Annotated in this window: 12 protein-coding genes; 6 read left to right on the forward strand and 6 right to left on the reverse strand. The window is 64.9% G+C overall.

The annotated features are described in order from the left end of the window. Positions 1 to 34: 34 nt before the first annotated feature. Both O6X71_RS05165 and O6X71_RS05170 read right to left on the reverse strand, forming a co-directional pair. On the reverse strand, positions 35 to 574 hold the full coding sequence (locus tag O6X71_RS05165) for a TIGR02594 family protein (RefSeq protein ID WP_353464775.1): 540 nt from the start codon (positions 572 to 574) through the stop codon (positions 35 to 37). Positions 575 to 599: 25 nt separating this feature from the next. Next, positions 600 to 1,160 (reverse strand): GDSL-type esterase/lipase family protein, encoded by a 561-nt coding sequence (locus O6X71_RS05170; RefSeq protein WP_353464776.1) that lies wholly within the window; start codon positions 1,158 to 1,160, stop codon positions 600 to 602. A 96-nt stretch (positions 1,161 to 1,256) separates the two neighbouring features. Between O6X71_RS05170 and O6X71_RS05175 the strand changes: the two genes are divergently transcribed. Then, the gene (locus O6X71_RS05175) at positions 1,257 to 1,793 is read left to right on the forward strand and encodes a metallophosphoesterase family protein (protein ID WP_353464777.1); all 537 of its coding nucleotides are present in this window, start codon (positions 1,257 to 1,259) and stop codon (positions 1,791 to 1,793) included. Here the strand turns inward: O6X71_RS05175 and O6X71_RS05180 are convergent. From O6X71_RS05180 to O6X71_RS05190, 3 genes are read right to left on the reverse strand one after another with little or no spacing between them, the layout of a single operon-like run. Beyond that, positions 1,790 to 2,551, reverse strand: a complete 762-nt coding sequence (locus O6X71_RS05180) for a sterol desaturase family protein (RefSeq protein ID WP_353464778.1) — start codon at positions 2,549 to 2,551, stop codon at positions 1,790 to 1,792. The two genes, O6X71_RS05175 and O6X71_RS05180, sit on opposite strands and share 4 nt — an antisense overlap. Beyond that, complete coding sequence (locus O6X71_RS05185; RefSeq protein WP_353464779.1) at positions 2,548 to 3,330, reverse strand: fatty acid desaturase; 783 nt, start codon at positions 3,328 to 3,330, stop codon at positions 2,548 to 2,550. Before O6X71_RS05185 ends, O6X71_RS05180 begins: the two co-directional genes overlap by 4 nt. After that, positions 3,327 to 3,818 (reverse strand): sterol desaturase family protein, encoded by a 492-nt coding sequence (locus O6X71_RS05190; protein WP_274705218.1) that lies wholly within the window; start codon positions 3,816 to 3,818, stop codon positions 3,327 to 3,329. Before O6X71_RS05190 ends, O6X71_RS05185 begins: the two co-directional genes overlap by 4 nt. Positions 3,819 to 4,067: 249 nt before the next feature. On the opposite strand from O6X71_RS05190, the gene O6X71_RS05195 reads away from it, so the two are divergent. Then, positions 4,068 to 5,030, forward strand: coding sequence for a phosphatase PAP2 family protein (locus tag O6X71_RS05195; RefSeq protein WP_353464780.1), 963 nt, complete (start codon positions 4,068 to 4,070; stop codon positions 5,028 to 5,030). Here O6X71_RS05195 and O6X71_RS05200 read toward each other — a convergent pair. Continuing rightward, positions 4,978 to 6,285 carry a glycosyltransferase gene (locus O6X71_RS05200; RefSeq protein ID WP_353464781.1) on the reverse strand — a complete coding sequence of 436 codons (1,308 nt, stop codon included), beginning with the start codon at positions 6,283 to 6,285 and terminating at the stop codon, positions 4,978 to 4,980. The two genes, O6X71_RS05195 and O6X71_RS05200, sit on opposite strands and share 53 nt — an antisense overlap. A 222-nt stretch (positions 6,286 to 6,507) precedes the next feature. Here O6X71_RS05200 and O6X71_RS05205 point away from each other — a divergent pair, with 222 nt between their 5' ends. The 4 genes from O6X71_RS05205 to O6X71_RS05220 all read left to right on the forward strand — a co-directional run bounded on the left by O6X71_RS05205 (position 6,508) and on the right by O6X71_RS05220 (position 12,329). Continuing rightward, positions 6,508 to 6,873, forward strand: coding sequence for a DUF4440 domain-containing protein (locus O6X71_RS05205; RefSeq protein ID WP_353464782.1), 366 nt, complete (start codon positions 6,508 to 6,510; stop codon positions 6,871 to 6,873). Between the two features lie 301 nt (positions 6,874 to 7,174). Continuing rightward, entirely contained in the window at positions 7,175 to 11,200 is a 4,026-nt protein-coding gene (locus O6X71_RS05210; RefSeq protein ID WP_353464784.1) for a Pls/PosA family non-ribosomal peptide synthetase, read from the forward strand. Further along, positions 11,197 to 11,796 (forward strand): 4'-phosphopantetheinyl transferase family protein, encoded by a 600-nt coding sequence (locus tag O6X71_RS05215; protein WP_353464785.1) that lies wholly within the window; start codon positions 11,197 to 11,199, stop codon positions 11,794 to 11,796. The genes O6X71_RS05210 and O6X71_RS05215 overlap by 4 nt, the downstream gene beginning before the upstream one ends. Beyond that, a complete protein-coding gene (locus O6X71_RS05220; RefSeq protein ID WP_353464786.1) occupies positions 11,793 to 12,329 on the forward strand; it encodes a GNAT family N-acetyltransferase in 537 nt (178 codons plus the stop codon). Before O6X71_RS05215 ends, O6X71_RS05220 begins: the two co-directional genes overlap by 4 nt. Positions 12,330 to 12,481: the final 152 nt, after the last annotated feature.

Genomic DNA, 12,481 nt, shown 5'->3' on the forward strand with positions numbered 1-12,481 from the left:
TTACTGTGGGCATTCCGAACCAGCGCGTGGTGCATCAGGCTTCGTCGGTAGAGATCGGCTTCCTTGCCGCCATTTGGACGGGTTTGCCTATCACGGGGCGGCCGGTTGGCCATCGGCGCGCGATACAGCGATCCTTCGCTATCCGGGCTATCGTCACCGCGTCGCCCTGATTGCCACCGAGGACATGGTACGCGGTCGCGTCTTCGCCCACGTAGAAACCGACATGACCGCCACCCGGACGCTCGAACACCAGCACCGACCCCGGGGCCAACCGCTCCGGCCGTAACGCAGATCCCCATGTCGACCATGACGTCGCCCGCACCGCAATAGAGACCGGTTCGATACCGTCTTCCTGAAGGCAGTATGCAACGAACACGCCGCACCATGGGACGCTGTCAGCGTTGTAGACCATGCCCAGCACCTTCGTCCCAAGCCGTTTCGCCCAACCCAGGATCGTGGCGCTATTGGCTGATCCGGCAGCTTCCTTCGTGCCTAGCTTCGTGCGCGCGACTCTCAACCACTTCGGCTCCGTCACCATAGTCCACTCGGCTTTGCGGTTGATGCGCGGAAACATTCGCGGTCGTACTCAAGCGCGAGCATTACAGCATCTTCTCCACCGTTGACAGCATCGCCGCGACCACTGCTGCGATCGCCTTGGCGTTGGGATGCACTCGGTCCATCAGCACCATATCGGCGTGTCCCAACACCCCAGGCGGAAAGAATGGCCAAATCGTCGCGCCATGTTCGCCAGCCAGCACCGCGTGGATACCCAGGTACGCTGCTGCTCGGTCACGGATGAACGCCGGGGGATCGACGGTCGTCAGCAATACGGGAATGCCACAGCTGCTCAAGCTCAGCAGTATCTGCTCGAGTTGCGCTCGAGTCCGAGCCGCGGGTATTTGTCGCAGGACATCGTTCGGTCCCACCTGAACGATCGCGAGAGCCGGTCGCTGATCTAGGGCGGACAGCTGGCGGGGCAAGCGCCGCAGGAGGTCCGCGGTCGTATCCCCCGATACGCCGGCGTTCACCACGCGGACGTCGGGGAACCTCCCCTGCAGTGATGCCTGCAGCTGCGCCGGAAAGCTGTCGGCAGTCGGTAGGCCGTAACCGGCAATCAAGCTGTCGCCAATTGCCAGGATCAAGGGTTCGTCGGTTGTCATGCGCTGCTGCGAGATAGTTCACGTTGGACGCAATGTAAGGCGTCCGGGATAATAGCGCCGAACCTTTGATGCTGATGCTCGTTCGTTTGCGATGATATGCAAACCGACATCGCGGCTTTCATGAGCGTATTCTTTACTGCCGACACGCATTTCGGCGACCATCGCACCATCAACATCTCTCGACGACCGTTCGCCGACACGGCCGAGATGGATGAGGCGCTGATCGAACGCTGGAACACCGCTGTGCGCCCGGGTGACGTGGTGTGGCACCTAGGTGACGTGGCACGTCGTCCGATGGAGGTAGCCGAATTGCTCACTCGCCTGAACGGGACCAAACACCTGCTGCGTGGCAACAACGATCCGGATGCGACGCTGGCCGCAGACGGGTGGACGAGCGTTGGTGACTACGCGGAGATCGAGCTCGATGGCCGAAAGCTCGTTCTATGCCATTACCCGTTCCGGAGCTGGAATGGGCAACACCGCGGCGCGCTGAACCTGCACGGGCACAGCCACGGCCGGTTGAAGCCGATGCTGCGACAGTTCGACGTCGGTGTCGATGGTCACGACTTTACGCCGGTCCTGCTCGACAGTCTGCTCGGAGCGCGCCGATCCGCGCTCTTTGACGCCGACTAAGAGCTTGCCGCGGTAACCCGACGCGCAGCGCGTGCGTGCTCTCGCGTGAAATCGCCGACGCCGCGGTCGGTGTGGCACAGCCGGTCCCAATGGCGGAAATATAGGCCGTAGTTGCAGCCATAGAGTTCGTGGTGCCGCTGATGATGGCTGGCCGTAATCAGCCATCCGCCCAGCGGGCCCGACCACATGAAACGCGGGAAAATCTCCCATCCCATGTGGTTCGTGACCCCCATCACCGTCATGATCGTCAGCACGATGCCAAGACCGGCGATATGGATCGGAACGAAGAACACCAGCAATGGAATGACCACCGCGCCGGTCAACGCTTCGATCGGGTGAAACGCCATTGCGGCCCAGGCCGTCGGCGGGCGGCTGGCGTGATGCAGCGCGTGCGCGAGCTTGAACGGTTTGGGACGATGCATCCAGCGGTGCGTCCAGTAGAACCAGGCATCGTGCAGCAGCAGATACAGGAACACCGAGACCGGCAGGTACCAGAGCGGATAGGCGTGGATGTCGGAATATACCTTGGTCCAGCCATGATGCTGCCATCCCCAGGCGACGACGCCCGCGGGGATGCCGTAGAGCGCTGCGGACGCGAGGCTCCAAACGATCTCGCGGCGGACCTGCGGGTCAAGTCCGAGGTACAGCCCCGGATGCTTGCGGACCGTGATCCAGGCGAACGCACCCGACACGAGGAGATAGCGGACGCCGACAATGACGGTCATCGCGACGGCGGAGAGGATGATGGCGAGCGTCATGCTTGGTCCTTCACGACCCTGCGATCGGCAGTTCGTCCGGCAAGGGCACGGCGTCGCGATGGAAGGCCCCACCACGGCGTTCCCGGCGAGAGATGGTGCTCGTGATGATAACCGCCGAAGTGGAAGCAGGTCAGCAGCGACAATATGGGGCCCACGTCGATACTGTGCGCGCGGTGAGCGTCCGCAAAAGGAGTCTCGCTCTCCCGGTGCGGCAACCACGTCCCGAACACGAACAACTGCGCCACGGCACCCAGGGCTGGCAATGCCCAGAATATGACGATGTTGCCAAGCGGCGCCCCGAGCAGCAGCGTATAAATCAGCGCCACCGCGGTTATCCGGATAATCTGCCCGTGGGAATAATAGGTCTTGAAGAACTGCAGGAACCAGCCGCCGAGACTGGGGTCGCCGCCGTGAAAATCCGGGTCCCCCGCTCGTCCGGTTTCCTTGTGATGCAGATGATGCTGCGGCAACAGTGATGCATAGGACAGGCAGGCATAGAGCGAGAGACAGGTCGCACCGATCGCCCGGTTCAGGCGTGGTCGATCGGGCGCCAGCGCACCGTGCATTGAGTCATGCGCGACGATGAACAATCCGGTACTCAGCCAAGTCTGGACGATGACCATCACGATGGCCAAGGGAATGACATCCGGGCTCCATCGCCAGAAAAAGATGCCGGTGATGTGGATCGCCAGCCACGCGACGACGATCGCGGCGGACAACGACACGCCGACACGGGTCTGATGCCGCAGGGCCTCCGATTGGCGAACCGTAACGCTCACTTCTTTGCATCTGCCGAGACGAGGTTTCCGGCTTTGTCAGCACGTACCGCGCGTCGCTGCGGATCGGCGTTCGCGCGCAACTGCGCCTTCAGCACCGCCGGCTTGCGCGCGAACAGGAAGCCGTGGCTGACGGTGCCGTCCTTGCCCTCGACCGCATGGTGCAGGCGATGCGCTTGCAACAGGCGCTTGAAATAGCCCTGCTTGGGCACCCAGCGGAAGCCGCCGCGCTGATGCACGAGCATGTCGTGCACGAAGGCGTAGATGCCGCCGTACACGGTGATGCCGAGCGCTGCCCACCACAACGGCTCCCACCAGAGCCCGACGACGAACAACACAATCGGCACGATCGCGAAGACGACCGCATACAGGTCGTTCTTCTCGAACCAGCCCTCGTGATCTTCGTGATGCGACTTGTGCCAGCCCCAGCCCCAGCCGTGCATGACATACCGATGCGCTGCCCACGCGAAGCACTCCATGAACAGAACCATGAAGACAACGATCGCGAGTTTCTCGAACCAGGTCACTTTGCTCGATCGCGCGAGTTGACGATGGACGGGTGCAACGAATTCAACATGATGCACACATAACGGTTACCGCCTTCCGATGCGAGGGCGCTCCTCCACAAAATCTCGGGCCGCTGATCGTTGCCGCCAGCCTGACCCCGTCACCGACTGAGAAGCGCCGAATCGGATATCCGCGACCAGATGTCGCGGTAAAATGCTCGAAAACAATCACCCTTGGCACCGCAGAGTGGCCCGCTGCGTTCGACCGCGATGATCGCCCCAGCCTTACGCGCCGACCACCGGGACACGCCCTCATGGCTGCTGATCGCAGCCATGCTGATGACTTTTCTCGCGGCCCAATATCATCACCGCTTCACGGTAGATCCGATCCGAGCGGCACCCGCGATCGCCTCGCTGATAGCACTGGGTAGCGCGCTGGCGATCGGCAGGTGCACCGCCCGACCGCGTCTGGCGGCTGGCGCGACCGCGTTCCTCCAGATGACGCTTTTTACGCTGCTCGGCGTCGTGTTGGCGTACGCGTTGGCGGCGAATTCTGGACCATTGTGGGATGGGCACTTGGCCGCCGCCGATCGGGCAATCGGCTTCAACTGGCCAGTCGTTTTGGCGTTGCTCGACACATCCCCGCCTGCGATCTGGCTGTTCGGATTGGCGTATCACAGCCTCACCTTGCAGATGATCGTCGTCATCGTAGCTTTGAGCGGGATGCGCAAATTCGACATACTGAGGACGATGGTCTGTGCCGCGATCCTGTCAGGTTTTGTCACGATCCTGATTTCGGGGCTCACCCCGGCGATGGGCAATCTATTCGACCCATCCCGCTACGGGCATCTCTGGCCGTCCATAGCCTGGCTGGAACAGGGACTGATATCGGGGCTTCGCGACGGGTCGCTACGCGTACTCGATCTCACCATGCTCATGGGAATTGTCAGTTTTCCCAGTTTCCATGCGACGCTCGCCGCCATCTTCATATGGGCGTTTGGCGCGATGCCGCGTATTGCCCTAGCGGGCCGCACGTGGGCGATACTGACGATCGTCGCGACACCGGTTTTCGGCGGTCACTACGGGGTCGACGTCATCATGGGACTGATCCTCGCGCCGCCTGCCATCATTGCAGCGCGCCGCCTCACGCAGCGTAGGCAGCCGTCCCATCCGACGTGTTCGGCCGTGCCGGCCTGACGTCGGTATCGTCGCAAAGCACCGCATCGACCATCGCCGCTGCCTCGGCCGCGCCCCCTGCCCCGGCCATCTCCGTCGCGAGCAGCCGTGCCGCACGGCGGTATTGCGGATCGCGCAGTACGAGCTGCAACGCTGGTTCAAGGCCGCCCTTGCCGGCTCCAGCGGCAGAGATGACGCGCGCAGCCCCGATCCGCTTCAGTCGCGCCGCCGTCGCCGGTTGTTCGAATGCCAACGGCACGGCAACGATCGGAACGCCGGCCGCCAGTGCGTCCAGCACCGTGTTGAACCCGCCGTGCAGGATCGCGGCCGAACACCGTGGCAGGATGCGAGTCTGAGACCAGAATGCCCGTACCAGCGGGTTTCCAGGTAGCGAGTGGGCTTCGCGGTCGCTCAGCCCGCCGCCATGGGCCACCACCGCGCGGGCACCGACCGCGGCACAGGCCGCCGTCATCGCCGCGAACAGCGATCGGCGCGCCCCCTGCAATGATCCCAGCGAACAGTATATGAGCGGTCGCCCGTCGTCGTCCGGCAGGTTTGCCTCGGCCTCCGCCAGGCGCCACGGCGCGCCGTATCGAAAGCTCGGCGGCAATGCCGTGCGTGGAAAGTCCAGTCCCGCCGGACATTGCGCGATCTGCAAGCGGTCGGACCATTGATGCCGGGGGTCGGGATCGAGTCCCCAACGCCGCGCATAGGTCGACACCATATTCGTGATCGGCCGCATCAGCAGGTCGCTCACCGCGTACCCGCCGTTATTGCGATTCCGCCCCACCGCATCAGGACGATACGCCCACCCAAGGAAGGGTGGCGGTACCATTGGCTCCCTGAGCAACGGCAATCCTGTTACGGCAGTCACGAACGGCAGACGGAGGTGTCGCGCCACCAGCGCACCGGCCGGCTCGACCGAGTCCGCGACGACCGCATCGACTTCGAGCCTCGACAGTGCCGCCGGCAAGGTCTTCAGAAGCAGTTCCGTCATCGATGCGGTGCTGCGGATCATCCTGGGTAACCCGACCGGCCCCGACGGCTGCGCCAGCTTGTGGTAATGCTCTGCCAACAAGCCCTGACAGTCCGCGGGGTGGCCGAGCGCCGCGAAATCGACAACGCAGTCCGGTACCAGCGACGCGGCGGCGGCCATGTGAATTATCGTCACTCGACGCCCCGCTTCGACGAGCGACGTTCCCAATGCTGCTAGCGGGTTGATGTGGCCCGCGGTTGGCGGCGCGATGATGGCGATATGCCGCCTTTTGACCGTCAATGCAGTGGAGCTTTCGTCGCCGTCTTGTCTAATCGGTTACTATCAGCATGCGGGCGAAGAGCGATAGCTTCATTCAGTGGATCGATGGCAGCAGCAGCCCCAACTGATCGTCATCGGCTCGTGCAAACCGAGTTTCGGTGCCGACGTATCCGACGTTCCCACGCTGAGACGTCGGAACCGTCTTCCACCTCCCTGCGCTTGAGCCAGGAAGGAGAAATAATCGTGGACGATCAACGCGTGTGGGAATTTGAGGGTGGCCTCTGGGATGCCAGTAACGAACATTATCAGGAGCGGATCGACGAGGAGATCGTCATGGTTCTTCCCCGGCCGCCCTATGTCTTTCAGGGCCAGGACGCGAAGGATGCCGTCAAGGCCACACCCCGGTGGGATTCGGTCGAGCTGTCTGACAAGCGCGTGTCGCGGCCTCAGGAGGGATTGATTGTCGTGGCGTATACGGCCCGATGCGCGAGCGGCGACGAAAAGTACGAAGCGCATTGCTCTTCGACCCTGCGCATGCGGGGGCATGACGACTGGCTGGTCGTCCAGCACCAGCAGACCCCGCCCCTGACCGCCAGCGTCGCAACCTGACGCCTCTCACCCGTTCGTTTGAATGTGCGCCCGTTGCCTATCCGCAACGGGCGCGCATCGAACCGAGATTGCCGCGATCGACAGTCGGCATGAAGGAGTGAACTCCGATTTGCAGGTTACCTTGCCATTTACTCTTTTTCGCGCGGCCTTAGTGAAACGACGGATCGCGGTTGGACAGGCCGTTGTCGACGCCGCGCCTGCACCGAATGGCAGTAAAATACGCGCTCGAAATACTACTCGAAACATGGTGGCGATGACATGCCGGTAGCAAAGGGCGCGACGGTTCGGCTAAAGCCGCCGCATGCAGCACGACACTTCGGCAAGCCCTTCGGATCATACCCTTTTGCCAAGGCAAGGCGTCGCGTCGATCGCTCCCGCGCCGGCGCTGCGGGCAGCCGAGCCTTACGCCCGCGATGAACTGCTGCACGAACTGTTCGACGCCACGCGCGCGGCGCATCCCGACGCGACGGCGCTGCGGCTGATCGGCGCGGACGAGGAATACGACCGCAAGACCGCCTGGACCTATACCGACCTCGCCACGCGCAGCTTCGCGCTCGCACACCGCCTGCGGGCGATGGGGATCGGCCGCGGCGACCGTGTCGTGCTGTGCCTGCCGCGCGGGCTCGACCAATATATGGCGATCCTCGGCGTGCTGCGCGCCGGTGCCGCCTATGTGCCGGTCGACTGGGGCTATCCGCAGGACCGCATCGACTTCATCGTCGAGGACAGCGAGGCCGCGCTGACGATCACCGTCGCCAGCCGCGTCGCCAACCTCAAGGGGAAAACGCTCGCACTCGATGCGGCGCTGGGCGATCTCGCGGCTGAGCCGTCCGAACCGATCGGCCGCGACGTCACGCAGGCAACGCCGCACGACCTAGCCTACATCATCTACACCTCGGGCACGACCGGCCGCCCCAAGGGCGTGATGATCTCGCACGGCAATGCGTGCCACCTGGTCCGGTCGGAAAGCGCGATCCTCGACCTCACTCCTGCCGACGTCGTGTTCGGCGGGTTCAGCCTCGCGTTCGACATGTCGGTCGAGACGATGTGGAGCGCGTTCTTCGTCGGTGCGGTGGTGCTGGTCGCGACCGAGGCGCTGGCGACCAGCGGGCCCGACGTGGCGATCGCGCTCGCCGAGGCGAACACGACGATCTGGCACGTCGTCCCCTCGCTGATCGCACTGGTCGAGCATCCGGTGCCGACGCTGCGCCTGCTCAACATGGGCGGCGAAGCGTGCCCCGCCGACCTGCCGCGCCGGCTTGCGCGTCCCGGATTGCGGTTGCTCAATACCTACGGCCCGACAGAGACGTCGGTCACCGCGACCTGGACCGAGGTCTTCCCTGGCCAGCGCATCACGATCGGCAAGCCGCTCCCCGGCTACACCGCCTGGGTGGTCGACGAGCATATGCAGCCGGTTCCGGACGGCCAGGAAGGCGAACTCGTGATCGGCGGTCCCGGCGTCGGCGTCGGCTACGTCAACCGCCCCGATCTGACCGCCGAGAAGTTCATCATGACCCCGTTCGACGGGCCTTCCGGTGCCCCCGAACGCATCTACCGGTCGGGCGACCTGGTGAAGCTCGACGCGGCGGGCGACATCGATTTCGTCGGGCGCATCGACACGCAGGTGAAGATCCGTGGCTTCCGCGTCGAGCTCGCCGAGATCGAGGCGGTGATCGGCGAATGGCCTGGCGTCGCGCAGACCGTCGTCCAGCTCTTCACCGACGACGATGGCTCGGAGTTCCTCGCCGCGTTCCTGATCGCGCGTCCGGCGGAGGAGATCGACATGGTCGGCCTCAAGGCCCGCGTCGCCGAGCGTCTCCCCAATTACATGCGCCCCGCGGGCTACCAGCTGCTGTCGCACATGCCCACGCTACCCGCCTCGGGGAAGGTCGACCGCAAGGCGCTGGTCAAGCCCGAGATCACCGTGTCGTCGGACCGCGAGATGGTCGCGCCCGCCACGCCGATGGAGGAAAGCCTGCACCGCGTCTGGGCCGAGGCGTTCGCGCCGCAGCCGGTATCGGTGCTCGACGACCTGTTCGAGGATCTCGGCGGCCATTCGCTGAAGGCCGCACGTCTCGTCTCGGCAGCGCGAAAGGTCCGCGGGCTCGAAGGGCTGTCGCTGGAGGACGTCTATGCCGCGCCCACCATCCGCGCGCTCGCGCTGCGGATCGGTGGCACCACGCCCGTCGCGATCCTCGACGAGACCAGCTTCCACCATATCGCGCCGTGGAAGCGGCGGCTGTGCGTCGCCGCGCAGACGCTCGCGCTGCTGCCGATCTATACGCTGGCGGGGGTCCAGTGGTTCTCCCCCTATCTCGCCTACACGCATCTCGCCGGCGACATGCCGCGGGTCGACGCGCTGATCCTCAGCGGGCTGTTCTTCACGGTCGTGCCGATCGCGTCGATGTTCCTGTCGATCGCGCTCAAATGGCTGATCGTCGGGCGCTTCAAGGCGGGCGATTACCCGCTCTGGGGCAGCTATTATTTCCGCTGGTGGCTGGTCCGCCGGATCATCGGCGTCACCGCGACGCCGTATCTGGCGGGCACGCCGATGATCCGCGGTTATTACCGGATGATGGGCGCGAAGATCGGCGAGCGCGTCCATATCGGCACCGGGATCATCGACACTGCCGACCTGCTCCACGCGGACGACGATGCGATCATCAGCGACCAGTCGGTGCTCTCGACCAGCTCGGTCGAGCGCGGATTGCTCCGCCTCGGCACGGTAAAGCTCGGCAAGGGCGCGTTCGTCGGGTCGATGGCGGTAGTCGGCCGCAACGCCGCGCTCGGCGACGACGCGATGCTCGACGACCTGTCCGCGCTGCCCGCGGATACGACGATCCCGGCCGGCCAGCGCTGGGGCGGTTCGCCCGCGGCGCATGACGGCGATGCGCCCCGCCGCCCCGCCACCGCAGCCCCGCGCAACGCCGGCCCGGCGATCGGCCTGTTCCTGTGCGCGCTGATCCTGCCGTTGGTCGCGATCCTGCCGATCGCCCCCGGGCTGATCGCGCTGATCGAGCTCGACTGGGCGACCAGTGGCTATGCCTATGTCGCGGTCGCGCCGCTGCTCGCGGTCACCTATATCGTCATGATGTGCGTGCTCACGGTGGCGGCCAAGCGCCTGATCCTCGGTCGCGTCGGACCTGCGGTGTACGCGCTGAACAGCGGGTTCTACGTCCGCTACTGGTTCGTCCAGCAGATCAACGACCTCGCGCTCCGCCTGCTCCACCCGATCTTCGCGACGCTCTACGTGGTGCCGTGGTACCGTGCGCTTGGCGTGAAGGTCGGCCGTCGCGCGGAAATCTCGACCGCGAGCGCGATCGTGCCGGACTTGGTCGAGATCGGCGAGGAGAGCTTCATCGCGGACTCGGTGATCTTCGGCGCCGCGCGGATCGGCCACGGCACGATCGAACTCGCGCATACCAAGATCGGCCGCCGCAGTTTCATTGGCAATTCGGCACTGCTGCCGAGCGGCACGCAGATCGGCGACGAGGTGCTCGTAGGCGTGCTCTCGAAGCCGCCGAGCGACCCCGCGCTCGCCACCGAGGCGGGCAGCACATGGTTCGGCTCGCCCGCGATCAAGCTGCCGGTGCGACAGGTCAACACGATGTTCGACGAGGGCGCGCGGTTCAATCCGTCGCGCGCGCTGATCGCCACGCGCCTGTCGATCGAGGCGGTCCGTACCACCTTGTCGCTGACCGCGTTCCTCGTGTTCTTCAGCCTGCTTCTGTCGGTGGTCGGCGACCTCGACGATCTCGATAACGGCGGGCTGCTGATCGCGACGACCTTCCCCTTCCTGTACGTCGGCTTCTGCCTCGCCTGCGGGATCTTCGTCCTTGCGCTCAAATGGCTCGTCGTGGGTCGCTACAAGGTCACCACCGCGCCTCTGTGGAGCACTTTCGTTTGGCGCACCGAACTCGTCACCGCGACCTACGAGAATCTGGCGGTCGCCAACCTGCTCGAACCACTCCGCGGCACCCCGTGGATCGGCGTGTACCTCCGCCTGATGGGCGCGCGGATCGGCAAGCGCTGCTACATCGACACTACCGACCTGACCGAGCACGACCTCGTCGACATCGGCGACGACGTCGCGCTGAACGACTTCGCCGGCCTGCAGACGCACCTGTTCGAGGACCGCGTGATGAAGGTCGGCGCGATCCGCGTCGGTGACCGCGCGACGATCGGCTCGCTCGCGATCGTCCTGTACGACGCCGAGATCGGTGCCGACGCGCAGCTCGGCGACCTGTCGGTGGTGATGAAGGGCGAGACGCTGCCCGACGGCACGAGCTGGGACGGGAGCCCCGCACGGATCGCCGTCGCGACGTGACGCCGATCTGGCACGACGGTCCGCTCGACGCGCTCATCTGGGACGGGCGGTCGCCGGTCGCATGGAGTGTTGCCGAGACCGGACCGTATGCCGCCGGCCTGCAAGGCGATGCGCGCGCGATCCGTTACGGCCTGGCCTCCGCGCTGATCCGCAAACTGGCCGGCGAGTCCGTCGATGTGCGCCTGACACGCAGCCCAGCCGGCGCGCCGATCGTTTCCGCCCCCGAGGGTTGGTATCTCAGCCTCTCCAGTCGCGGTGCACGCGCCCTGATCGGCGTTGCGCGCGCACCGATCGCGGTCGACCGCGAGGTCATCGACGACCACCCGCCGCTCTGGGACATGCTCACCAAGACCGAAGCCGACGCGCTCCGCCGCCTGCCCGCCCTCGCCCGGCCCCAAGCCTGGCTCCGTCGCTGGACGATCAAGGAAGCACACGCGAAGCTCATCGGCGAACCCCGCCGCATCCGCCCCGAGTCCATCGACACCATCGTCACCGATCCAACCCACGCGACCGCGACGTTCGAAGGCACTTCGCGCTGCTGGAGCCGTTCCACAACCGACGCGATCGAAACCGTCGCGCAGTGGAGCCAGCCATGACCAGTATCCTGACCCGCCGCTACGAGGAGAAGGACCGCGCCGCCGTCCTCGCGATCTTCGACTCGAACCTCCCCGAGTATTTCGGCGCTGGCGACCGCGAATGGCTGGAGGAGACGCTCGACGAGCCCGACGGCCCGGCATTCGTGGTCGACGTCGACGGCGTTCCCGGCGCGTTCGGCGGCTACGAGATCTGGGAGCATTACAACAAGGCGCTGCTCTATTGGGGCATGGTCGCGCGGACGTACCATGGCTCGGGCCTCGGCAAGCTGCTGCTGTTCGAACGCCTGCTCCACGTCGCCACCTCAGCCGAACCGCCGACGCGCTACGTCACGGTCGACACCTCGCCGCAGGTCTCGCCGTTCTTCCAGCATTGCGGCTTCGAACTGACCAGCGTCTGGCCCAGCGGCTACCGCTCGGGCATGGACATGCACGAATTACGATTTGACCTTACCGGCGACCTGATTCCTACCCTTTCGCAAAGACGTGACAGAGCGCTGACATCAGTGCGGCTCCAAGCTACTCGGCAGCTATGACCCAGAAGCGGACTACGCATCTTTTCTGTTCACTGATTTCTGCCTTTCATTCACACTCCATCTTGAGCTCTACCCCGCTGAAGCCGCACGGCAGATCGGCCTGTCTACCGGTAGAGTAAGACGTCCCGTACCGGCATTCGTTCGTCACGCCC

Source organism: Sphingomonas faeni, from assembly GCF_040407505.1.
GTDB classification, from domain to species: Bacteria; Pseudomonadota; Alphaproteobacteria; order Sphingomonadales; family Sphingomonadaceae; genus Sphingomonas; species Sphingomonas faeni_E.

Excerpts from the sequence above, each read along its gene's own strand:
- O6X71_RS05170 (WP_353464776.1), bottom strand. The coding sequence starts at position 1,160 with ATGACAACCGACGAACCCTTGATCCTGGCAATTGGCGACAGCTTGATT.
- O6X71_RS05190 (WP_274705218.1), bottom strand. The coding sequence starts at position 3,818 with ATGGTTCTGTTCATGGAGTGCTTCGCGTGGGCAGCGCATCGGTATGTC.
- O6X71_RS05180 (WP_353464778.1), bottom strand. The coding sequence starts at position 2,551 with ATGACGCTCGCCATCATCCTCTCCGCCGTCGCGATGACCGTCATTGTC.
- O6X71_RS05165 (WP_353464775.1), bottom strand. The coding sequence starts at position 574 with ATGTTTCCGCGCATCAACCGCAAAGCCGAGTGGACTATGGTGACGGAG.
- O6X71_RS05175 (WP_353464777.1), top strand. The coding sequence starts at position 1,257 with ATGCAAACCGACATCGCGGCTTTCATGAGCGTATTCTTTACTGCCGAC.
- O6X71_RS05220 (WP_353464786.1), top strand. The coding sequence starts at position 11,793 with ATGACCAGTATCCTGACCCGCCGCTACGAGGAGAAGGACCGCGCCGCC.
- O6X71_RS05210 (WP_353464784.1), top strand. The coding sequence starts at position 7,175 with ATGCAGCACGACACTTCGGCAAGCCCTTCGGATCATACCCTTTTGCCA.